At 62.7% G+C, this 21,843-nt stretch carries 17 protein-coding genes; 11 read left to right on the forward strand and 6 right to left on the reverse strand.

The features are described from left to right. Window positions 1–22: 22 nt before the first annotated feature. The gene (locus ACHHRT_RS08675; RefSeq protein ID WP_395499373.1) at window positions 23–1,039 is read left to right on the forward strand and encodes a diguanylate cyclase; all 1,017 of its coding nucleotides are present in this window, start codon (window positions 23–25) and stop codon (window positions 1,037–1,039) included. 13 nt (window positions 1,040–1,052) lie between these two features. Here ACHHRT_RS08675 and ACHHRT_RS08680 read toward each other — a convergent pair whose 3' ends face one another. Next, on the reverse strand, window positions 1,053–2,006 hold the full coding sequence (locus ACHHRT_RS08680) for a DnaJ C-terminal domain-containing protein (RefSeq protein WP_395499374.1): 954 nt from the start codon (window positions 2,004–2,006) through the stop codon (window positions 1,053–1,055). Window positions 2,007–2,113: 107 nt separating this feature from the next. Beyond that, window positions 2,114–2,938: a septal ring lytic transglycosylase RlpA family protein gene (locus ACHHRT_RS08685; RefSeq protein WP_395499375.1), complete on the reverse strand. Its 825-nt coding sequence runs from the start codon at window positions 2,936–2,938 to the stop codon at window positions 2,114–2,116. 238 nt (window positions 2,939–3,176) lie between these two features. On the opposite strand from ACHHRT_RS08685, the gene ACHHRT_RS08690 reads away from it, so the two are divergent. The 5 genes from ACHHRT_RS08690 to ACHHRT_RS08710 all read left to right on the forward strand — a co-directional run bounded on the left by ACHHRT_RS08690 (window position 3,177) and on the right by ACHHRT_RS08710 (window position 8,028). After that, window positions 3,177–4,832, forward strand: a complete 1,656-nt coding sequence (locus ACHHRT_RS08690) for a CTP synthase (protein ID WP_395499376.1) — start codon at window positions 3,177–3,179, stop codon at window positions 4,830–4,832. Window positions 4,833–4,836: 4 nt separating this feature from the next. Further along, on the forward strand, window positions 4,837–5,682 hold the full coding sequence (gene kdsA / locus ACHHRT_RS08695; RefSeq protein ID WP_395499377.1) for a 3-deoxy-8-phosphooctulonate synthase: 846 nt from the start codon (window positions 4,837–4,839) through the stop codon (window positions 5,680–5,682). Then, the gene (locus ACHHRT_RS08700; protein ID WP_395499378.1) at window positions 5,679–6,347 is read left to right on the forward strand and encodes a KdsC family phosphatase; all 669 of its coding nucleotides are present in this window, start codon (window positions 5,679–5,681) and stop codon (window positions 6,345–6,347) included. The genes kdsA and ACHHRT_RS08700 overlap by 4 nt, the downstream gene beginning before the upstream one ends. Next, a complete protein-coding gene (gene lptC / locus ACHHRT_RS08705; RefSeq protein ID WP_395499379.1) occupies window positions 6,344–6,910 on the forward strand; it encodes an LPS export ABC transporter periplasmic protein LptC in 567 nt (188 codons plus the stop codon). Before ACHHRT_RS08700 ends, lptC begins: the two co-directional genes overlap by 4 nt. Before the next feature lie 71 nt (window positions 6,911–6,981). Continuing rightward, window positions 6,982–8,028, forward strand: a complete 1,047-nt coding sequence (locus ACHHRT_RS08710; RefSeq protein WP_395499380.1) for a rod shape-determining protein — start codon at window positions 6,982–6,984, stop codon at window positions 8,026–8,028. 29 nt (window positions 8,029–8,057) lie between these two features. Here ACHHRT_RS08710 and ACHHRT_RS08715 read toward each other — a convergent pair whose 3' ends face one another. Genes ACHHRT_RS08715 through ACHHRT_RS08725 form a run of 3 tightly spaced genes read right to left on the reverse strand, consistent with a single transcriptional unit; the run spans window position 8,058 to window position 14,287 of the window. After that, window positions 8,058–8,759, reverse strand: coding sequence for a response regulator transcription factor (locus ACHHRT_RS08715; protein ID WP_395499381.1), 702 nt, complete (start codon window positions 8,757–8,759; stop codon window positions 8,058–8,060). Window positions 8,760–8,800: 41 nt separating this feature from the next. Next, window positions 8,801–10,441, reverse strand: coding sequence for a sensor histidine kinase (locus tag ACHHRT_RS08720; RefSeq protein ID WP_395499382.1), 1,641 nt, complete (start codon window positions 10,439–10,441; stop codon window positions 8,801–8,803). A 15-nt stretch (window positions 10,442–10,456) separates the two neighbouring features. Next, window positions 10,457–14,287: a DEAD/DEAH box helicase gene (locus ACHHRT_RS08725; protein WP_395499383.1), complete on the reverse strand. Its 3,831-nt coding sequence runs from the start codon at window positions 14,285–14,287 to the stop codon at window positions 10,457–10,459. A 283-nt stretch (window positions 14,288–14,570) separates the two neighbouring features. On the opposite strand from ACHHRT_RS08725, the gene ACHHRT_RS08730 reads away from it, so the two are divergent. Continuing rightward, window positions 14,571–14,978: a bacteriohemerythrin gene (locus tag ACHHRT_RS08730; protein WP_395499384.1), complete on the forward strand. Its 408-nt coding sequence runs from the start codon at window positions 14,571–14,573 to the stop codon at window positions 14,976–14,978. A 56-nt stretch (window positions 14,979–15,034) separates the two neighbouring features. Here the strand turns inward: ACHHRT_RS08730 and ACHHRT_RS08735 are convergent, their stop codons facing one another. Further along, entirely contained in the window at window positions 15,035–15,946 is a 912-nt protein-coding gene (locus tag ACHHRT_RS08735) for a hypothetical protein (RefSeq protein ID WP_395499385.1), read from the reverse strand. 186 nt (window positions 15,947–16,132) lie between these two features. Here ACHHRT_RS08735 and ACHHRT_RS08740 point away from each other — a divergent pair, with 186 nt between their 5' ends. The 4 genes from ACHHRT_RS08740 (at window position 16,133) to ACHHRT_RS08755 (ending at window position 21,819) form a co-directional block, all read left to right on the forward strand. After that, window positions 16,133–16,720, forward strand: a complete 588-nt coding sequence (locus ACHHRT_RS08740; RefSeq protein WP_395499386.1) for a hypothetical protein — start codon at window positions 16,133–16,135, stop codon at window positions 16,718–16,720. Window positions 16,721–16,727: 7 nt separating this feature from the next. Next, on the forward strand, window positions 16,728–17,666 hold the full coding sequence (locus tag ACHHRT_RS08745) for a GTP cyclohydrolase, FolE2/MptA family (RefSeq protein WP_395499387.1): 939 nt from the start codon (window positions 16,728–16,730) through the stop codon (window positions 17,664–17,666). Window positions 17,667–17,681: 15 nt separating this feature from the next. Continuing rightward, complete coding sequence (locus ACHHRT_RS08750; protein ID WP_395499388.1) at window positions 17,682–19,238, forward strand: HDIG domain-containing metalloprotein; 1,557 nt, start codon at window positions 17,682–17,684, stop codon at window positions 19,236–19,238. A gap of 76 nt (window positions 19,239–19,314) precedes the next feature. Next, complete coding sequence (locus ACHHRT_RS08755; protein ID WP_395499389.1) at window positions 19,315–21,819, forward strand: glycogen/starch/alpha-glucan phosphorylase; 2,505 nt, start codon at window positions 19,315–19,317, stop codon at window positions 21,817–21,819. The last annotated feature ends 24 nt before the right edge of the window (window positions 21,820–21,843 follow it).

A 21,843-nucleotide genomic window follows, 5' to 3' on the forward strand; every position in this document is an offset into this window, starting at 1 on the left:
GGTGAGCAGAGGGGACAACTCAATGCCGGATACCCCGAAAATCCTGATCGTCGACGATACCCCGGCCAATCTCCTGGTGATGGAGAGCTTGCTGGAGGGGGTGGGGGCGCAACTGCTCACCGCCACCTCGGGGCAGCAGGCCCTCTCGCTGATGCTGGAGCATGAGTTCTCCCTGGTGTTGCTCGACGTCCAGATGCCCGACATGGATGGCTTTGAAACTGCCACCCTGCTGCGGGGGCGTAAGCAGACCCGCCATCTGCCCATCATCTTCGTCACCGCCATCGGCAAGGATGATGGCCAGATCGCCCGGGGTTACGAGGCCGGAGCGGTGGACTATCTGTTCAAGCCGGTCAATCCCCATATCCTGCGCAGCAAGGTGGAGATCTTCCTGGAGCTTGATCGCCAGCGCCGGTTGCTGGCCAGAAAAAGTGCCGAGCTGGACCATAAGGTTAAGGAACTGCTGGCCCTGAAGAAGCAACTGGAGGCAGCCAATCGCCAGCTGAATGAGTTGTCCCTGACCGATGCCCTGACCGGCCTGGCCAACCGCCGCTGCTTCCAGGAGGCCCTGCAGACCGAGTGGCGGCGGGCCATGCGCTGCGGTCAGCCCCTGACCCTGGTGATGGCCGATATCGATTTCTTTAAACAATTTAACGATATCTACGGCCACGTGGCGGGGGATGAGTGCCTGGTCAAGGTCGCCGCTGTGGCGCGCAGCCCCCTGATGCGCCCCGCCGATCTGGCCGCCCGTTACGGGGGAGAGGAGTTCGTGCTGCTGCTGCCCAACACCGACCTGGAGGGGGGAGTATGCCAGGCCGAAGAGATCCGCCTGGCCGTGGAAAAACTGGCCATTGTCCACGAAGGTTCGACCATCGGGCCCCACCTGACCATGAGTTTCGGGGTGGCTTCGGTGGTGCCGCGTCGGGAACTGGACCCCATGGACCTGGTCTGCGTGGCCGATAAGGCCCTCTACACGGCCAAGGAGCGGGGGCGCAACCAGGTTGACGTCCAAGGGCGGGGGGCTTTCGGGTCCGGGGCTTGAGCCGGCCCCACCCTTACAGTCCCAGTTCCGCCAGCTCCTCCACCAGCTTTTTCTGCTCCTTGGTCAGCTTTTTGGGGAGCTGCAGGTTTACTTTCACCAGCAAATCGCCTTTGGAGCCGCGGGTTCCGGCGGGCAGGCCATGACCTTTGAGGCGCAAACGGCCGCCCGGTTGGATCCCAGGCGGGACCTTGACCTTCAGTTGCCGGCCCTCCAGGGTGGGCACCGGCACTTCGGTACCCAGCAGGGCGCTGCTGAGGGGAATCTCCTTCTCGGTTACCAGGTTGCTGCCTTCGCGGCTGAAGAGGGGATGGGGTTGCACGCTGATCAATAACAGCAGATCCCCGGGGGGCCCGGCCATGGGGGAAGGGGCGCCCTTGCCGGCCAGCCGCAGTTTTTTCCCGCTTTCGATCCCCGGGGGGATTTTGACCGCTACCTTGTCGGCCTGGCCGCCCCGGCCCAGCGAAATGGTCTTTTCGCCACCCCGCAGAACCTCCTCCAGAGTTATCGGCAATTCCAGGCTAAGATCGTTGCCTCTGACCATTCGCGGCTGTTGCGGGCCCTGGCGGAACTGGCGAAAATCGGCCTGCTGGCCGCCCATCCCGCCTCCCACTCCGAACAGATCGTCGAAAAAACCGCCCCCGCCGGGGCCGGTGCGGAAGGTGGTCCGGCCACCGCCCAGATTGATGCCGAACTCCCGCAGAATATCGTTGATATTGGTGTTGCGGAAAATATCCTCCTGGGAGTAGCGCTGCTGGAAGCCGGAGGCCCCGAAGGTGTCATACTGCTTGCGCTTTTCCGGATCGGAGAGGACCGCGTAGGCCTCACTGATCTGCTTGAACCTCTCCTCCGCCTCCTTGTTGCCCTGGTTGCGGTCGGGATGGTATTTCAGGGCCAGTTTGCGGTAGGCTTTTTTGATCTCCTCCGGTCCGGCGCCTTTGCCCAGTCCAAGTGTCTCATAGTAGTCCATGGTTGCTGAAGTTCCCCTTTATGCTGACAAATTCCATAGTGGATGGCTAAATCCCGGTCCGGGGCAGATTATAAGCATCTCTGCTCCCTTTGGCAAGGCGGTGGGAGCTAACGGGCAACCACGAAGGCATCGGCAAAGCCGGCCTCCATCATCACCCGCTCCAGGCGAAGAGCGCCGCTCATGGTGTCGCCGGCGCTGACCTGGACCCGATAGAAGAGCTGGCCGCCGTGGTCATATTCCCTGACCACGGCGCTCCTGCCCCAAGCATCGAGCTGTTGCTTGAGGCGGCTGGCGTTCTCCTGTTGGGTAAAGGCTCCCACCTGGACATAGAATTCGCCGTGTTCGAAGTCCGGGGTGGCGGCGAACCGCTCCCCGCTGCGCCCATCCTCCACGTAACGCACCGCCTGGCCCAAAGCGGTGATCTGGACCCGGGCCAGACCCTGTTCGGCCATGCCCAGCTCCCGGGCGGCCCGGTAGGAGAGGTCGATGATCCGACCCCGGACAAAGGGGCCCCGGTCATTGATGCGCACGGTGATCTCCCGGCCGTTTTCCAGATTTTTCACCAGCAGGTGGGTGTTCATCGGCAGGGTTTTGTGGGCGGCGCTGACGGCGTACATGTCGTACACTTCCCCATTGGAGGTGGGGCGACCGTGAAATTTGGCCCCGTACCAGGAGGCGAGACCGGTCTCGGTGAACCCGTGGGCCGAGGGGATGGGATAATAGGTTTTACCCTTGATCTGGTACGGCCGCTGGGTGGCCGGAATGCGGGTTGCCTCCGGGGGGCGCTTGCCGGTCTCCGGAGGCGGGGTTTCCGTCCGGGTTTTACCGGTGGGGGTCGCCAGGAGGGTGGGATGCTTGGCGCAGGCGGCGGGCAGCAGAGCCAGGGCCATGACCAGGGCGATGGCCGCCCGGCGGGTGGGGTCGAATTTCATGCTTCTCTCTGGGGTGTTGGGCCACAATTCCGGGGCCGGATCATGCGGTTGGCGGTCCTTGGTTTTCCGCTTCGCGCCTACTTTAGCCAGCTTGGGGGAAAAAGTCCCGGCTTTTTACTTTGCCTTCCCCCGACTTGGTGCTATAGTCGGCCCTTGGATGTTCACGGTTTTTTCGCCCGGCCTGTAAGCCGCTGGCCGCGAAACCAGTTATTAACCCCATACCCCACCTGAAAGACGCATGAAACCTGCCAAACAACAGAGATCGCGCACCAAGTTTATTTTTATCACCGGCGGGGTGCTTTCCTCGCTGGGCAAGGGGCTGGCCGCCGCCGCCATCGGTGCCCTGCTGGAAAGCCGGGGGTTGAAGATCACCTTCCAAAAGCTGGACCCCTACATCAATGTCGACCCCGGCACCATGAACCCTTTTCAGCACGGCGAGGTTTATGTCACCGACGACGGGGCGGAAACCGATCTTGATCTGGGCCACTACGAGCGTTACACTTCGGTCAGCCTGGGCCAGCGGAACAACTATACCTCGGGCCGGATCTACCATACGGTGATCAGCAAGGAGCGGCGGGGAGAGTATCTTGGCGGTACCGTCCAGGTTATTCCCCATATCACCGACGAAATCAAGAAGGCGGTCCGCCAACTGGAGGATGAGGTCGATGTGGCCATTGTTGAGATCGGCGGCACCATCGGCGATATCGAGTCCCTCCCTTTTCTCGAGGCCATTCGCCAGCTGCGCACCGATCTGGGTCGGGAAAACACCATCTATATCCATGTCACCCTGGTCCCCTACATCAAGACCGCCGGCGAGGTCAAGACCAAGCCCACCCAACACAGCGTCAAGGAGTTGCGGGCCATCGGCATCCAGCCCGATATTCTGCTCTGCCGTACCGAGACCACCTTGAGCGATGAATTGAAGGATAAGATCGGTCTCTTTTGCAACGTGGAACGGGACGCGGTGATCACCGCCCGCGATGTGGATGATATTTACGAGGTCCCCCTCTGTTTCCATGCCGAGGGTCTGGATGACAAGATCCTCAAACTGCTCAATATCTGGACCGGGGCCCCCCGGCTGGAGCCCTGGCAGGAGCTGGTGGCCAAGATCAAGAATCCGATTCGTGAGGTACCCATCGCGATCATCGGGAAGTATGTCGAGCTGAAGGAGTCCTACAAGAGCCTGCATGAGGCGCTGGTCCACGGCGGAGTGGCCAATGATGCCCGGGTGGTGCTGCACTACGTCAGCGCCGAGGATATCGAGGCCCAGGGGCCGAGCCAACTGCTGGCCCATTGCCACGGGATTCTGGTGCCCGGGGGCTTCGGTGGCCGGGGGGTGGCGGGCAAGATCATGGCCATCACCCATGCCCGGGAACAGAAGGTGCCTTTTTTCGGAATCTGCCTGGGCATGCAGCTGGCGACGGTTGAGTTCGCCCGGAACATTGCCGGGTTGGCCGATGCCGACAGCACCGAATTCAATCCCGGCTCACCCCATCCGGTGATCTACTTCATTAAGGAGTGGTACGACTATCGGACCAGCCGGGTTCAGATCCGGGAGGAGAGCGGTGAGCTGGGCGGTACCCTGCGCCTGGGTAGCTACCCCTGCACCCTGCGGGAAAAGACCTTCGCCCGGGCGGCTTATGGGGTTGAACAGGTTGATGAGCGCCATCGTCACCGTTATGAATTCAACAATGAGTATCGAGAGAGGCTGGTTGAGGCCGGTCTGGTAATCAGCGGCACCTCGCCGGATGACAAGCTGGTGGAAATTGTTGAGCTGGCCGATCATCCCTGGTTCCTGGGTTGCCAGTTTCATCCCGAGTTCAAGTCCCGGCCCATGCGGCCCCACCCACTGTTCGCCGCCTTTATCAAGGCGGCGCTGGACCACCAGGGGTAGGGCCATGCAAAGTGTCGCCGTGGGTGAGCGTTTTCGTGTCGGCCCGGGCCAGCCCCTGTGCCTGATTGCCGGACCTTGCGTGATTGAGGATCAGGCGGTGATGCGGGAGATCGCCGCCACCCTCAAGGATGTCACCAGCCGTTTGGGGATCTCCTTGATCTTCAAAGCCTCCTTCGACAAGGCCAATCGCACCTCACTGGCCTCCTTCCGGGGGCCGGGGCTGGCAGAGGGGCTTGAGATGCTTAGTGCCATCGGCCGGGAGTTCGACCTGCCCTTGATCTCCGATATCCATGAGGTTGCCCAGGTGGAGCCGGCCGCCCGGGTCCTGGACCTGCTGCAGATCCCCGCCTTTCTCTGCCGCCAGACCGATCTGCTGGTGGCGGCGGCGGCCACCGGTAAACCGGTCAACTTAAAGAAGGGGCAGTTCGCCGCGCCCTGGGATATGGCCCACGCGGTGGCCAAAGTTCGGGCCGCCGGCAAGGGCGGCCTGCTGCTTACCGAACGGGGCAGTACCTTCGGCTACAACAACCTGGTGGTGGATATGCGCTCCCTGCCCCTGATGCGGGAGTTGGGCTGCCCGGTGATCTTCGACGCCACCCACAGCGTCCAATTGCCCGGCGGGGCCGGCGGCAGCTCCGGCGGCCAGCGCCAGTTTGTTGCCACCCTGGCCCGGGCGGCGGTGGCTGTCGGGGTTGATGGTCTCTTTATGGAGGTCCATCCCGATCCCGATCATGCCCGTTGCGACGGTCCCAACTCCCTGCCCCTGGCCGAACTGGAAGGAGTTCTGCGCCAGCTCCTGGCGGTCAGGCAGGCGGTTGCCCCCTTCGTCGAGCAAGGGGCGGCCGGATGAGCTCCGAGGCCGGCTATCCTTCCGATTGCGAGATCACCGCCGGGTTGCGGCAGCGGTCGGCCCTGCGTGGCCAAGCCCGGGAAGAGCGCGGTTACGCCTGGAAGAACTGCCTGCCCCGGGCCCGGGAGATCAGTTTGCTGCTGCTGGATGTGGATGGAGTGATGACCGATGCCTCCATTCTTTATACCGACAGCGGGACTGAATTTAAGGCCTTTTCCACCCGGGACGGCCTGGGTATTCGCTTATTGCAGGAGGCCGGGGTGGAGGTGGGGGTGATCACCGCCCGCAGTTCGGAGGCGGTGCGGCGGCGGGCCGCCGATCTGGGCCTGACCCATGTGGTGCAGGGGGCCCGTGACAAGCTGGTGGCCTATGAGCGGATCTTGCGGGAGCAGAATCTGCAGCCGGCCCAGGTCGCCTACATGGGTGATGACTGGCTTGATCTGCCCCTGCTGGTCCGGGTTGGTTTGGCGGCCACGGTGGCGGACGCGGTGGCTGAGGTGAAGGCGGTGGCCCACTATGTTACTCGCCAGCCGGGGGGCAGGGGGGCGGTGCGGGAGTTGTGCGAACTGCTCATCGAGGCCCGGGGGGGGCATGAGCAGCTGCTGGCCCGCTACTGTCCCGAACATCCCTCCCTTGGCGGAGGCGGCGAGGGGGCAAGCCGATGATGGCTGGAGCCCGTAATCTGCTCTGGCTGATCCCCCTGCTGCTGCTGCTGGGCTGGCCCCTGTATGGCGGCGGGGTGCGGGCGTTTCTGGCCCCGCCGCCCTGGGATGAGGGCGGTGGATCCCGCCGGACCGAGGAGCCGCCGCAACGTTTTGTGCTGGAGGGGGTTAGTTTTTACCAGGATGAAGCCGGGGTCCGCCGGCTGCGGATCGACACCCCCAGCCTGCGTACCGACCCCCAAAGCGATAAACTGTTGCTGGCGGCCATCGCTGGCGTGCTGTTCCGGGAGAGGGGGGAGGATCTGACCTTTACCGCCGGCCGGGGCTACTATGATCCCCCCGGCGCAATGCTTTACCTGGAAGAGGATGTGCGGTTAAGCGAGGCCGAGGGCCTGCGGCTGACCACCCCGGCCCTTAGTTACCAGGAGCACCAGCGGCGGGTGAGCAGTCAGGCCGGGGTGGAGATCTTTGCCGAAGAGCTGGCGGTACGGGGCCAAAATTTCGATTATGATCTGGAAAGTGGAGATTATCTGCTGACCGGTCAGGTCCATTTTGTTGTCCGTTAAGCGGGCGGTGGCGACACTTGGGGGCCGGTCGCCGCTTTCTGACAGCGCCCCCTGATGATATTCGCGAAGATATGCCAGCCTTGCTGAACCAGATATTAGCCAGGCCAGCGGTGGCCATCGACCTAGGTACCGCCAATACCCGGGTGGCCTCCGCCGATGGCGACCGCCTGGTCGAAGGCCCTTCCCTGATCCGCCATGTCCAGCAGTGCCGGCCCGAGCAGGGTGAGGATGAGTATATCTCCTACATCAACAACAAGCTGGTCTCTTCCCCCCTGCGGGGCGGGGTGATCATCGATGTTCGCAATGCCGCCAATCTGATTCGTCCCCTGCTCAAAAAGGCCGCCGCTTCCTGGCGGGCCCCCCTGGTACTCTCCTGCGCGCCGACCGACAGCTCCGACAATGAGCGCCGCTTTCTGGTCGAGGCGATCAGCCGGGCCGGGGCCAAAAGGGTGGTCATTATTCCCGAGGTCTGGGCGGCGGCGTTGGGGGCGGGGATCAATGTTGATGGCAATGAGGCCAGCTTGTTGCTCGATATCGGCGAAGGGGTTACCGACATGGCGGTTATCCGGGAGCGGCGGGTGGTGTTCGCCACGGCGGTCCGTACCGCCTGCGCCGACCTGCAGCGGGCCGTGCGCAATGTCGCCATCATCGGCCACAGGGTCTCTCTTTACCCCCACGAGGTGCAGCGGCTCACCCAGGCGGTGGCCGGTCGGGCCATCGCCGATGAGCCCCCTGGGGAGGAAAAAATCAAAGTTATGGGGATGGGGATTGTGAACAGCCGCGAGGTGAGCGTGGAGATCTCCCAGCGGGAGTTGATTGGCGCCATGGAGCCGGTACTGGGCCGGATTCTGCTAATGATCGAGGTGGGGTTGCGGCGCTTATCTCCGGAGTTGACCGCCGAGATCGCCCGCTCGGGGATCTGTCTCAGCGGGGGAGGGGCCTGCATCAGGGGAATGGACGCCATGATTGCCCGGCGGACCGGGCTGGCCGTGCGCCTGGCCCCGGAACCGCTGAACTCGGTGATCGATGGGGCCCGGAGCGCTCTGGGGCAGTGGCGGCGGCAAGATGGCTGGTGGAAAAAAGTGGTCTGGCCCAACATCCCCCAGGTCAGCCCCTGACCTGTTCTCTTCCGGTCGTTCGACCGCTTTCACTCTTCGAAACGGTAACCTCGGCCCGGGACCGTGATGATATGACGGGGCTTGCTGGGGGTCTGCTCCAGCTTCTGGCGCAGGTGCTGGATATGGACGTCGATCACCCGGCTCCAGGAGTAGATTTTGGAATCGCTCCACAGCCGTTTGCGGATCTCATCCCGGGTCACCAGGTTGTTGCGGTTTTCCACCAGGCAGGAGAGCAGTTGGAACTCCTTGGCGGTGAGATAAACCTCTGCCCCGGCCACGGTTACCGTCTGATTGCGCTGGTCGATCTCCAGAGCGCCGGCCTTCAGGAGTTGTTTGCGCTCGGCGGGAACCACTGCCGAGCGCAGCCGGGCCTTGATCCGGGCCAGCAGTTCGCTGGTTTCAAAGGGTTTGACCATATAGTCGTCGGCCCCCAACTCCAAGCCCACCACTTTATCGGAGATCTTGTCCCGGGCGGTGAGCATGATCACCGGCAGTTGGGGGTGGAGCGATTTCAGGGAGCAGCAGAACTCCAGGCCATCGCCATCGGGCAGCATCAGATCCAGGATCACCAGGTCGGGGCGTCCCGCCTCCAGCAACTTGCGGGCTTCGGCCAGGGAGGCGGCGGTTTGCAGCTTGAAGCCGTGCAGCTCCAGGTTTGCTTTAAGCACTTTGAGAATGTCCGGGTCGTCGTCAATGGCCAGTAGCGTGGCCGGTAAGCTCCGTTCTTCCATGGGTTTGTCTCCCCTCTTATTCCCTTTTAGTTTATTCCCTTTTAGTTTCGTGGCAGTTTGAAGTAGAAGCAGGCGCCATGGCCGATGGGGTTTGTGCGCAACCCGATCTCTCCGCCGTGGGCTTCAATGATACTGCGGCAGATCGCCAGTCCCAGGCCGCTACCCTCCTTGTCTCCCAGTTTATAGAATTTTTCAAAGATCTTCTCCTCTTCGCCGGGGCGCACCCCCGGACCCTGGTCGCAGATCTCCACGGTCAGCCGGTTGGGCTCTTGCTCCAGGTTGATGGTGATTTCCGAATTTTCCGGGGCGAATTTGACCGCATTTGCCAGCAGGTTGGTCAACACCTGGCGCAGCCGGTCTTCGTCGGCCGTCACCGGCAGATTGGCCGGGGCGGTCTCCCCGATCACGATCCCGCAGGCGGCGGTGGTGGGGGCAAACTCCGCGATGCTCTCCCGGATCACCTGGGCCAGATCGCATTCGGTCCAGTTCAGCGAGGAGACGGTGCCCATTTCGATCCGCTCGATATCCAGCATGGTGTTGACCATGCGGATCAGCCGGTCGGTATTCTTACGGATTAGGTTAATAAAATCCAGCACCTCTTCGCAAAGCTCTTCCCCCTTGGGCTGCGACGGCATGGCGGTCAGCCGGGCGGTGACATACTCCATCCCCCCCTTGATCGAGGTCAGAGGGGTCCGCAGTTCGTGGGAGGCCCGGGCGATGAAGTCGGATTTGCGTTCACCGGCGGCCACCAGCAGGCGATTGGTTTCCGCCAGTTGCCGGTTGCTCAGGGCCAGGTCCCGGGTGGCGGCCTGGATCTTCTCCTCCAGTTCGTAATGATATTGGCTTAGTTTGGTCGCCATCTGGGCAAAGGAGCGGGAAAGGTCCTCGAATTCGTCGCCGGTGGCCAGCACCGTGGCGTCTTCCCGGTGGCCGCTGCTGGAAAAACGTTGCATGGAGTCCGCCAGGGTCCGCATGGGGGTCAGGACCAGAAAACGGATCATCAGCAACAGGGTCGCCCCCAGAATCAGCACCACCAGCGACATGGAGACAAAGAGGATCTGCCGGTTCTGGGCCGCCTCGGCGAAGGTTTTGCTCAAGGGCAGGGAGACACTGATCGCCCCCCGCAGATCGTCGACCTGGTAGTCCTGGTGGCAGCTGATACAGACGGTTTCGGTGTAGAGAGGCGATATATAGCGCAGATAGACATCGCGGCCAATGGTTTCCATGGCGATGAACTCGGTCAGACTCTCCTGCTCGAAGGCGGCCAGGGCTCTGATCTCCAGCTCATCGGGCCGGTTGGCCGGGTTGAGGGGGTTGAGGCTGGTGATATGAAACCAGTAGGCCTCCTCCTCCTTGGCGTAATCGGCCAAGGCCTTGGTGACCATGGCCGGAGTTTCACGGGTGAAAAGGCGGCCGTGCTGATCGATGATCTCGGCATCGCTGATAAAAGGAGTTGGTTGGGCGCCGGGTTGGGAGCGTCTCTCCACCAGAACTCCACCATGGTCGGCCACCCACTTGCGGGTGATGACGATCTGGCGAAAGATGGTGCGGGCCTCGTTTTCCGCCTGGCGGATGATCAACTGCTCCTGCCGGAGATTGATAAGGTGGAAGGCGGCCCCCATGGTGACCAGCAAAGTCAGGCTGCAGCCGATGACCAGTTTCCAGGTTAGACTTATTTTCACATTGCTCCTCCCGCGTCAGCGGTCTTGCAGCAGGGCCAGCAGTTCGGCGCTGCTTTGGGGTGGTCCCGGCCGGTTGCCGTCCAGCAGCTCGGTGGAGAGTCGTCGTTTCTGCCGGTGCAGGGCCAGGATTTTCTCCTCGATGGTGCCGGCCGTAATCAGCCGGTAGACGGTTACCGGTTTTTTTTGGCCGATGCGATGGGCCCGATCCGAAGCCTGCTCCTCCACCGCCGGGTTCCACCAGGGGTCCAGGTGGATCACATAATCGGCGGCGGTGAGATTGAGGCCCAGGCCGCCGGCCCGCAGGCTGATCAGAAACAGGTCGCCCTGGCCCTGCTGAAAGGCCCGCACTCGCCGTTGTCTGGTGGCCGGCGGGGTGGCCCCGTCCAGGTACTGGTAGGAGATCTCCCGGCTATCCAGCAGTTCGCGGACGATGGCCAGATGGTCGACAAACTGACTGAATACCAAAATTTTATGCCGGTTTTCCAGCAATTCCGTCACCACCTTGGCAAAAAGATCCAGCTTGGCGCAGGGCAACCGGCTCTCCGGCAGTACCAGCCGGGGATGGCAGCAGGCCCGGCGCAGTTTCATGATCTCGGCCAGAATCCGCAGGGGGGAGTCGCGGCGCTCATGGCCGGCTTCCAGGTTGACCAGGGCCCGCCGGCGCAGGGCCTCGTACAGGGCGCGCTCCTCCCGGTGCATCTCCACCCGCAGGGTAACGTCGGTACGGGGCGGCAGTTCCTTTAAAACCTCACCCTTGAGCCGGCGCAGGACAAAGGGGATCAGCAGCTTTTTCAGCCGTTTGCGGACGACGGCATCGTTGTGCTGTTCGATGGGGACGATGAAGCGCCGGTTGAAGTGGTCCAGGGAACCCAGCAGGCCGGGGTTGATAAAACGGAAGAGGGTCCACAGTTCGGCCAGATGATTTTCCAGGGGGGTGCCGGTGGTGATCAGCTTGAAATCGCCATTTAGCTTCATGGCCGCCCGTGAGCGTTTGGCCAGAAAATTCTTAATCGCCTGGGCTTCGTCCAGGACAATGGTGCCCCAGTGGGGGCCGGTGATCACTTCGGCGTCCCGCTGCAACAGGCCGTAGCTGCAGATCACCAGATCAAAGGGTTGGAAGTCGCGGGGCAGCCGATGGCGGTCCGGGCCATCGTAGCTGATGACCCTGAGGGTGGGGGCGAAGCGGGCCGCCTCCTCCTGCCAGTTGCGGCAGACCGAGGTGGGGGCGATCACCAGGCTTGGGCCCTGGGGAGCCCGGTGCAGCAGCAGGGCCAGGGCCTGAATGGTTTTGCCCAGGCCCATGTCGTCGGCCAGACAGGCCCCGAAACCCAGTTCGGCCAGGCGCAACAGCCAATGATAACCCTCAAGCTGGTAGGGGCGCAATTCGGTGTTGAGGGTGCCGGGAGGGGGCGGGGGCTGGAGATCGGTTCGGTTCAGTTCGGCCAGAAAATCCCGCCAGGAGTGATCGGTTTCCAGTTGCGGGGCCGGGCCGTTGCCGGGGGGGTTGTCGGCGCCCAGCAGCAGCCGCGCCGCCAGGGGGTGGAGCCGCACCTCGCCTCGACGAATCTCGGCGTAGGCTTCGATCTCATCCAGCTTGCGCCGGAGTTCGGCGCTTAAGCTAAGAAAACGGCCGTTTCCCAAAGGGATAAAGCGACCGGGGCTGGCGCTGGCGGCCCGCAGCAAGCGGCCCAGCTCCAGGATCAACCCATTGTCCAGGCGCAGGCTGCCTTCCAGCTCGAACCAGTTGTTTTTTTTGCCGATTCGAAGATGAAGTCGGTTAATCCCGGCGGTTGGGCTGAGGGAAAAACCTTCGCCCTCCGGCCACTCCAGGGGGGTGGCCGGGGAGCGTTCCCGAATCCGGGCCAGGAAATCCAGGCAGTGCCGGGGGGCGGTCAACAGCCAACTGGCGGGCTCTTCCCTGCTTTGGCCGGACTCTTGATTTTGCGGGGAGAGCCCCCCCAAGGCAGCCAGTTGGTCGGCGGCGGCTTTTTCCGCCGCCAGATCGCGGGTTACCCGGCGGCGCACCCCGTTGCTGGTGGCCCAGATCGCCGCGGGGCCATGGCCGGGCGGCAGGCAGGGCCCGTCGGGACCCAGGGGGCGCACCCGCAAGCGGAGCCGTAAGCCACTCCCGGTGGGCATCAGTTGGGCCACCACCTGCTCATCGGGAGAGGCTGGAGCCGCGGCCAGGGGGAGCTGGTCCAGCTGGGAAAAAACAGTCAACTCTTGAGGCAACTCCCCCAACTGATTGAACAGGTCCTTGACGCCGGCTTCGGCCGGCAGGTGCAGCCCGTTTGGCCCCAGCCGGGCGGCCAGGGCTTGTAGCCCCCGGTTGCAGGCAATGACCTGGAAGTCGGCCGGACCCTGGCGAACCAGGAGCTGGCGCTGGGGGTCGGGAAAGGGGAAGAGCCTGGCCCGCAGGGTATGGTGTTCGCCCTTTTCGATCAACAAAACCGGCTGGCTCGCCTCCAGTTTAACCCTGGTTTCAGGCTGGCCGGCCAGGAAAAGGTGGGGGTGGCCGACCAGCAGGATCAGGTCCGGGCTCAGCTGAAAGCTCTCCCCGCCCGGGCCGGCTTCCCGGGTGATGGCGGCCCGCAGCCCCCGATCGCGGCGGTCAACCAGGACCGAGCGGCGACCATCCTTGAGCTCGCCGCCGGCCAGCAGCCGTTTTAGCGCCAAAGGGCGCCCTCTGCTCCATTGGCCTCCCGGTCGACGGTGCTGAATCACCGGCTTCAAGCGGCAGGTCAGTTCCACCTCCCGGTAGTCCAGGTGCCAGGCCAGCCGCCGCTCCGGTTGGTCGGCAGAGGGCTCGGGGGGAGGGAACTCCTGGTCCATGGCCAGCAGGGCGTGTTGCCAGGGCTCCCGGCTTTGAATTGCGGTGGCCAGTGAGTTTCGAGTCTCACCGCTTTTGGGCCCGGCCGCCAAGGGATCGGGCTGCAGATCTTCGATGGTGGTTGCCAGCCAGTGGTGGGAGTGCTGACGGGCCTGTTTACCCAGGTCGCGCAGGGGTTCGGCCAGGCGGAGGGGGATGCCGCCGCTCAGCCAATGATGGGCCAGACCGTGCCAGACCAGGGCCACGGCATGATCCGACGGTGGAGGCAGGGAGAGGACGCGGCGGGCGGCCTCGGGACGGTTTTCCAGCATGGCGATAACCCCGTCCAGGACGTGGTAGGCTGGGAGCAAAGGGTTTTGGGGCTGATGTCGGTCCAGGGCGGCCAGGATCTCTTTGAGCAGCGGCAGATGGCGGTGGGTATGGTCGGCCAGCAGGACGATGGGGAACAGTAGGCCTTCGAAGCCGGTGAAATAGGCGGCGGGGGTGGCTTCCCGGCGGCGCAGGGTTTTGAGGTCGTTTTTGAAGGCCCGAATGGCCCCGGTCCCATCCCCGGCCAGAAACAGCAGCCAGCCCCGGAGGCCGTAGCCGGCCAGCTTGCGCTGCTGGTGCCGGTAGATCGCTTCCGCCGTTTGGGTCCGCCCCTGGAGCAGCAGCCCCACCACTCGCAGGTAGATGAAGGGAGGGTGGTGTTGGGGGGGGACATTGGCCAGGGCGGCGGGCTGGTCCAGAAACTCAAGCTGGGGGGTCAGGTCGGCAAGCCGGATGATCCCGTGGCGAAAGATGGCGTTCAAGGCGTAGAGCTTGATTGGGGGCGGCAGGGCGGCGAAAGCGGCCGGGACAAAGGGTTGGGCGCAGACCTCCAGGATGGGGTCTGCGAGTGGATCCGGTGAGGGGATCAGCTCCTTGAGATTGAACCAGGAGAGCAGAACGCTCTGAAAGCGGTCCAGATCCCCGGCCTGGACGGCTGCTCGCATCTCCTGGATAATTGTTTGGTATTCACTGAGGCTCTCTGCCAATGTCGCCTCCCTGGGGCCACGATTCCGCCCTGTTGCCTGGTAGCGGCTGGCGGGAAAACAACATATTATAGTATAGTTATCAGCGACAGGCGACGATAAATTGATTTTTTTGTTCTCGGCTCGCTGGAGTACAGGTATTTATCCTGTTTTCAGGAATGATTCTTCTTGCATGAGGGGAGTAGCTGACATAATATGGGTCACCACGGCCGGGGCGCAGGAGCAGCGATCGGCAGGGTGGATAAGTTCAGGGTAAACTCTCAATATTCCTAGAGGAGGTATCAGGATGGCACTTTTCAGCTGGAAGGAGGAGTACAGCGTCAACATCAAGGAGATTGACGATCAGCACAAGGAGCTGGTGGCCATGATCAATGAGCTGCATGAGGCGATGATGCAGCAGCGGGCCAAGGATGTTCTGGGTAAAATCCTCAACAAGCTGGTTGCATATTGTGCCGGTCATTTTGCCACCGAGGAACGGCTGATGCAGGCCAATGGCTACCCCGATTATGCCGCCCACAAGGTCAAGCACGACAAGATGACCGCCAAGGTGCTGGCCCTGCAAAGTGATCTGAAGGCCAACAAACTCAATCTCACCGTCGAGGTTTCCCAGTTTCTTCGGGATTGGCTGGATAAGCATATCCTGGGGACCGATAAAAAATACTCGGCCCATCTTAACGCCAAAGGGGTCAAGTAACCGTTTTATCCCGCCGCCGGAGCTGAAAGGGTCCGGCGGAGCCTGGCCTTTGCCGGTCAATGTCCGTATTGTCGTTGGTACTTGTCCTGGAGCTCGTTGAGGGTGGCAAGATATTCATCACGCATCCGCAGGGCCTGCTGGGGCAGCATCTCCGCCAGCAGGCCGTTGATGGTGGGCCGGATATCCAGGCCGTGGCGGTTCAGGCCGGCGTCGTTGGCCCGGTCCAGGGTCAGGGCCGAATAGTATTTGACCAGCGACCGCACCCGTGATTCACGGCGGAACAGGTAGGAGCGTCCCCCCAGGGTGTTGAGGAAAAAACCGGCGTATTCGTAGGTGGCCGGCAGGGGCAGGTGGATGCCGAGGCCGGTGGGGGGGCAGTCGTGGGCGATCTGGGACCAGCGGTAGAAGAGGGCCATGATCTTTTCCAGTTCGGTCCCTTCGTGGTCCAGGATATCCTTGATCAGCAGCAGGTCTTTTCTTTGCAGCACCCGGTAGAAATGGGCGGTGTTGTTGAGGATGGCGAAGAGACTGTCGGTTTCGCCGCTGACCACCGGGGGATTGGCCAGCAAACGGTCGATCAGGCGGCCCAGGATAACCTGGGTGCCGTCGGCCTCCTGGCGGGCCTGGATATAATCGCGCTGGTCCAGCTCCTGGAAAAAATCGGTCAGCTGCTGGCTGACCAGGGCGCATTCATCCACCGGCGGGACGGGCTCCAGGGTAATCTGGTCCTGGGAGGGCGGGGCGGCCAGGTCGGGTCGGCCCTCCTCCGGGTGGAGGGTGGCGGTGGGCGGGGCGGTTGCGGGCGGGGTGGCGACGGGTGGCTGGAATGATACCGCCGGTTCCCGGGGAGCCAGGGCGAACTTCCACAGCAGCAGGCCCATGAGGGCGGCCAGAACCACCAGGACCAAAATGATCGGCAGGGATGATTTCTGCCGCGGTTTAATCGCACGCTTCTCCGGATCAGCCATGGCCGCCCCCATTTTTTCCAATTGAAACCCTCAAACCATATCTTGGCCAGAATAGCGCGACATTTGGGGTCGGTCAATGGAAATCATTTTTTTACCCTGTGATTTCCGTATGTTGGATCTTTTCTGGCATAATTGGGGCAAGGATGGTAAAGAGTGGGTAACGGTTTGGTAAGGCAAGGAGGTTAGATGATGCAACCGGCGGCAAAACGGGGATCGAGATGGCTGGAACGTTATATGCCCTTTGTGGCCCGCAGCCCGGAGATGCAGGTGGAGTGGCTGCTGCAGGCCCTGCAGCGTCAGGTGTTGGCCTCCCACGAGATCACCCCCTATGTGCGGCTGCTGCTGGAAAACGAGGCGCCGGAGGTGGTCGCCCGGGTCCGGGCCGCCCTGGGAGAACTGCCCTCCTGGGCGGTAGAGCGGCTGGTGGAAGCGGCCGACATCTACGATACTCCCAAACTTTTTGCCCTGTTGCCCGAGTGCAGTGCCGAGCAGATGGTTTTGGCCCTGGGCAAGGAGGTCCCCCCCTATGAACAGAATCCCCGGCTGGTGAGGGATCGTCTCTTTTACGCGGTTTATTCCCGCGATCCGCAACTATTCGCGGTGGCGGTGGAGATGCTGGCCAGCCGCCAGGCTGCCCCCGCCGATTTTGCCGAAGCCCACGCCCGCTTCCAGGAGTTGCTGGAAGATGAAAAATTACTCAGCGCCCTTTATCCCAAGGCCCGGACCAAAGGTGATATCGACCTTAAGGATCTGGAGGCGCTCTCTATCCTGTGAGATCATAATGTCTTCAAACCCTTTTTTCTCCCCGGAAAGTCATCGGCGGGTGCTGGCTGACTGTCCCGATGTTCCCCGGCAGCGCCCCTCATTCCCCATCGCGCTGGACCGGGTGGGGATCGGCGCCAAGACCGTCTGGGTCAGGCTGCCCGCCGGTTTTCTCCCCTTTTCCCTCAAGCTTTCGGTGGCTCTGGCCGCCGAGCTGCGGGGGATTCACATGTCCCGCCTGGAAGAGGCGATCAGCGCCCTGCATCAAAGGGAATTTACCCAACTGCAGGAGTATGCCCTGGAGCTGACCGGGCTGATTATGGCCGGCCAGCAGGCTTCCCGGGGCCGGGTCGAACTGACGGGGAGCCTGCCGCGACTGAGCCAAACCGGGGTCAGTGAGTTGAGTTCGCTGGACGGTCTCGATCTTAAGGTAACGGTGGAGGGGGTGGCCGGAGCGGCCGGCCCTGATTGTGCCGTGCGTCTGGAGGTGGGGGTTTATCATATCACCGCCTGTCCCTGTACCCAGGCCTACAATCGGCTGCTCTTTCCCGGGGCCGGCGGCGCGGTTGCTCCGGGGCGGGATTCGGCGGGCGATCTGATCCTGCCCTTGCCTACCCACTCCCAGCGATCCCGAACCCGGTTGGCCCTGACGGTGCCCGCCGGGGAGCAATGGCCGGATCATGAACAGTTGCTGGCCTGTCTTAATGGGGCTCTCCACCTGAGCCAGGATCTGCTCAAGCGTCCCGACGAGGCGGAACTGGTGTATGCCGCCCACCATCGGCCCCAATTCGCCGAAGACGCGGTGCGGGAAACCGCCCGGGTTACCGGTGAGATGCTGGGATCGCGCCTTTCACCCGCCACCCGGGTGGAGATTGAAACCGTGGGTTTTGAAAGCATCCACATCCACGATGTCCACTGCCGCCTCGATACCACTCTGGCCGCTCTTTACCATGGGTGAGCGTAAAGGAAGACGATGGTCGCCCCCCTCGCTCACCCCGTCCTGCGCTCCTATCCGCTCCATCTGACGGAGGCCCTGCTCGCCACCCTGCAGGCCACCGCTTCCCCTCCACCGCCGCTCTTTATCGCCGGTGGGGCGGTGCGGGATTGGCTCTGCGGCCGTTTTAGCCGGGATCTCGATTTCACCCTCCCAACCGGGGCGGTGGCTTTTGCCCGCCGTCTGGCCGACCAGCTGGGCGGTACCTTGGTGCCGCTCGATGCCGAATATGATGTGGCCCGGGTGGTCTGGCGCGAGTTGAATCTTGATTTTTCCGGTTTTCGGGAAGGGGCACTCTCCATCGAAGAGGATCTGGGGGAGAGGGATTTTACCATCAACGCCATGGCGATCCCCCTGCCTTTGTCCGGGGCCGCTGCTTGCCAGGGGGAGGTGATCGATCCCCATGGCGGCCGGCGGGATTTGCAGGCCGGGGTGATTCGGGCGGTCAATGCCAGGGTGTTTGTCGCCGATCCCCTCCGCCTGTTGCGGGCCTACCGCTTCCTGGCCAGCCTGCCTCCGCCCTCCGGCGGGGAGGTGGCCGGCGCCGCCGTTTTTAAACTGGCGGCGGCAACCGTCGAGTTGATCGCCCAAGGGGTGGCCGCCGGCCTGATTGCCGGGGTGGCCGCTGAGCGGATCCGCAGCGAAATGGATGCCATTCTGGCCGGAGCCCGGGGGGCGGCGGCCTTGACCGCCATGGCCACCGCCGGAGCCGGGGCGCCACCGGGATCCGGCCTGCTTTTTCAGGTGCTGCCGGAACTGGCCGCCGGGGCAGGCTTGCGGCAGCCCGACAGCCACCATCTCGATGTGGCCGCCCACTGCATCGAGGCGGTGGCTACCTTGGAACGGGTACTTGCCGCCCCGGTCGATTTTTTCCCGGAATATCACCCCGAGCTTTCCGCCTACCTTGCCGATCCGGCCCACCCCGATCGGGCCCTGACCCTGCGCTGGGCGGCCCTGCTCCACGATCTGGGCAAGGCCGCCGCCTGCCAGGTGCGGGAGGGGAGGATCATCTTTCATAATCATGACCGGATCGGGGCCGAGCTGTGCCGGGAGGTGGCCCGGCGTCTGCGCTTCAGCCGTCGGCGCCGGGAGTTGCTGCAACGGCTGGTGGCCCATCATATGTGGCCCTTTCATCTGGTTAACGCCAGTCTGCGCCAGGGGATCGGGGTGCGGGCCTGTTTGCGGCTGGTCCGGTCCCTGGGAGATGATCTCCCCGCCCTTTTCCTGTTGGCCATGGCGGACAGCCTGGCCGGCCGCGGTCCCGGCAAGCCGGTGGCCATGGAACAGAATCTGGCCGCCCTTTACGCCCAAGTGACCCGGGTGGCCCGGGAGCGGATCGGGCCGGTGCTGAGCCTGCCCCCCTTGCTGGACGGCCATGACCTGCAGAAGCTTTGTGGCTTGTCGCCGGGCCCGGTCTTCAAAGAGATCCTGGCGGGGCTGGCCCAGGCCCGGGTGGAGGGCGTGGTCAACAGCCGGGAGGAGGCGCTGGCCTGGGTGGCCCGATTTACGGCCCGGCGGGGGCGGCCGGTTGGTTAAATCGATTGACCATGTTGTTAGGTCACGGTAACTTGGTCCTAAATAATAGAGAAAAAAGCTGGAGGAGATTCGACCAATGCCAAGCAAGGAACGTGATATCCCCCTGCGCGATCATCCCGCCCCCACCGGGCCCTACTGCAGTTTCGGCGGCAGCCTGGGCGATGACGACCTGCTCAAGACCATCCATCATCATCTGCTGAGCTTTTTGGGCCGCGACCCCATGCGGGCGGGCAATCGCGAGATTTACAAGGCCCTGGCCTACACGGTCCGCGATTTTCTGATCGAGCGCTGGGTCAAGACCCAGAAGGATTTTTACGCCCACAACCGCAAGCGGGTCTATTATCTCTCCCTGGAATTCCTGATCGGTCGTTCCCTGGGCAACAGCCTGATCAATCTCGGTCTCTACGATAAGGTGGCCGGGGTCCTGGAGCAGATGGGCTACGATCTTGACGAGGTGCGTGAGGAGGAGGAGGACGCGGCCCTGGGCAACGGCGGCTTGGGCCGGCTGGCCGCCTGTTTCATGGACTCGATGGCCACCCTGGGGATCCCCGCTTACGGCTACGGAATCCGCTATGAGTACGGTCTTTTCTACCAGCGCCTCCTGGATGGCTTCCAGGTGGAACACCCCGACAACTGGCTGCGTTACGGGACCCCCTGGGAGTACGACCGCCCCTGGAATCTGTACCCGGTGAAGTTCCACGGTCGGGTACACCGCTACCATGATGCCGAGGGCAAACTGCGCCATGAATGGGTGGACACCAGCGAAGTGATGGCCATGGCCAACGATATTCTGGTGCCGGGATTCCGCAACGATTCGGTGATCAATATGCGGCTGTGGTCCGCCAAGGCTTCCCGGGAACTGGATCTGATCTCCTTCAATCGCGGCGATTACGTGGCCGCGGTGCAGAGCGTGGTGGAGTCGGAGACCATCTCCAAGGTCCTCTATCCCTCCGACGATATCCGGGAAGGCCAGGAGTTGCGCTTCAAGCAGCAATATTTCTTCGTCGCCGCCACCTTCCAGGATATCCTGCGCCGTTACAAGAAGCAGCACGGCACGGACTTCGGGCGCTTTACCGCTGAGATCGCGGTCCAACTCAACGATACCCACCCGGCCATCGCCATCCCCGAATTGATGCGGCTGCTGCTGGATGAAGAGGGGATGACCTGGGAGGATGCCTGGGGGATCTGTGTGCAAACCTTTGGCTATACCAACCATACCCTGATGCCCGAGGCCCTGGAAACCTGGGCGGTCGATCTTTTTCACCGGGTGCTGCCCCGCCATCTGGAGATCGTTTACGAGATCAACCGCCGCTTCCTGGAGGAGGTGGCGGCCCTTTATCCCGGGGATGAGGAGCGGTTGCGGCGGATGTCCATGATCGATGAAGGTCCGGTGAAGAAGGTGCGGATGGCCCATCTGGCCATTGTCGGCAGCCACTCCACCAACGGGGTGGCCAAACTGCATACCCATCTGCAAAAAACCAGAATATTCAACGAATTTTACGAGATTTATCCCCAGCGGTTCAATAATAAAACCAACGGGGTTACCCAGCGTCGCTGGCTGCTCAAGAGTAATCCCGGTTTGGCCGCCCTGATCACCGAAAGCATTGGGGGTGACTGGGTGACCAAGTTGGAGTTTCTGCGCAACCTGGAATCCCTGGCCGGCAATCGCTCCTTTCAGCGGCGCTGGCTGGCGGTTAAGCGGCAAAACAAACAGCGGCTGGCGGCCTTGATCAAGAGCGATTGCGGGGTGGCGGTGGACCCCGACTCGCTCTTCGATGTCCAGGTCAAAAGGATGCACGAGTACAAGCGCCAGCTGCTCAACATTCTCCACATCATCATCCATTATCAGCGCCTGGTGCGGGGAGAGCGGCAGGAGGCACCGGCCCGGACCGTGGTTTTTGCCGGCAAGGCGGCCCCCTCCTACGCCCAGGCCAAGCTGATCATCAAGCTGATCAACTCGGTGGGGGAGACCATCAACCGCGACCCCCGGGTGGCTGACCGGCTCAAAGTGATCTTTATCCCCAATTATGGGGTCTCCCTGGCGGAAAAGATTATTCCCGCCGCCGATCTCTCCGAGCAGATCTCCACCGCTGGCACCGAGGCCTCCGGCACCGGCAATATGAAGTTCGCCTTGAACGGGGCCCTGACCATCGGCACCATGGATGGGGCCAATGTCGAGATGTGTGATGAGATCGGCCGGGAAAACATGTTCATCTTCGGGATGGATGCCGACCAGGTGGAAGCGGTCCGCCGCGATCCCTTGCGCACGCCCGAAACGGTCTATCAGAATAACCAGGAGGTTCGGGCGGCGGTGGACGCCATCACCGCCGGCGAATTCAGCCGGGGGGACACGGCCCTGTTCACCCCCATTGTCCGGGCCCTGCTCAGTCCCGATGATCCCTATCTCTTCCTCCTCGATCTGGAGGATTATCTCCGCTGTCAGGAGGAGGTGGATCGGGAGTTTCTCAACCGGACGGGCTGGGCCCGGAAATCGATTCTCAACGTGGCCCGGATGGGAAAATTCTCCACCGATCGGACCATTCGCGAATATGCCGAAGAGATCTGGGGGATCAAGGTTTAACTAGCAATAACACCAAGGAGGTGG

This window comes from Desulfurivibrio modestus (genome assembly GCF_044068625.1).
Taxonomy (GTDB): Bacteria; Desulfobacterota; Desulfobulbia; order Desulfobulbales; family Desulfurivibrionaceae; genus Desulfurivibrio.

Bases quoted from the DNA above. Each gene is read 5' to 3' on its own strand.
- ACHHRT_RS08675 (WP_395499373.1), top strand. From the start codon at position 23: ATGCCGGATACCCCGAAAATCCTGATCGTCGACGATACCCCGGCCAAT.
- ACHHRT_RS08680 (WP_395499374.1), bottom strand. From the start codon at position 2,006: ATGGACTACTATGAGACACTTGGACTGGGCAAAGGCGCCGGACCGGAG.
- ACHHRT_RS08685 (WP_395499375.1), bottom strand. From the start codon at position 2,938: ATGAAATTCGACCCCACCCGCCGGGCGGCCATCGCCCTGGTCATGGCC.
- ACHHRT_RS08690 (WP_395499376.1), top strand. From the start codon at position 3,177: ATGAAACCTGCCAAACAACAGAGATCGCGCACCAAGTTTATTTTTATC.
- kdsA (WP_395499377.1), top strand. From the start codon at position 4,837: ATGCAAAGTGTCGCCGTGGGTGAGCGTTTTCGTGTCGGCCCGGGCCAG.
- ACHHRT_RS08700 (WP_395499378.1), top strand. From the start codon at position 5,679: ATGAGCTCCGAGGCCGGCTATCCTTCCGATTGCGAGATCACCGCCGGG.
- lptC (WP_395499379.1), top strand. From the start codon at position 6,344: ATGATGGCTGGAGCCCGTAATCTGCTCTGGCTGATCCCCCTGCTGCTG.
- ACHHRT_RS08710 (WP_395499380.1), top strand. From the start codon at position 6,982: ATGCCAGCCTTGCTGAACCAGATATTAGCCAGGCCAGCGGTGGCCATC.
- ACHHRT_RS08715 (WP_395499381.1), bottom strand. From the start codon at position 8,759: ATGGAAGAACGGAGCTTACCGGCCACGCTACTGGCCATTGACGACGAC.
- ACHHRT_RS08730 (WP_395499384.1), top strand. From the start codon at position 14,571: ATGGCACTTTTCAGCTGGAAGGAGGAGTACAGCGTCAACATCAAGGAG.
- ACHHRT_RS08735 (WP_395499385.1), bottom strand. From the start codon at position 15,946: ATGGCTGATCCGGAGAAGCGTGCGATTAAACCGCGGCAGAAATCATCC.
- ACHHRT_RS08740 (WP_395499386.1), top strand. From the start codon at position 16,133: ATGATGCAACCGGCGGCAAAACGGGGATCGAGATGGCTGGAACGTTAT.
- ACHHRT_RS08745 (WP_395499387.1), top strand. From the start codon at position 16,728: ATGTCTTCAAACCCTTTTTTCTCCCCGGAAAGTCATCGGCGGGTGCTG.
- ACHHRT_RS08750 (WP_395499388.1), top strand. From the start codon at position 17,682: ATGGTCGCCCCCCTCGCTCACCCCGTCCTGCGCTCCTATCCGCTCCAT.
- ACHHRT_RS08755 (WP_395499389.1), top strand. From the start codon at position 19,315: ATGCCAAGCAAGGAACGTGATATCCCCCTGCGCGATCATCCCGCCCCC.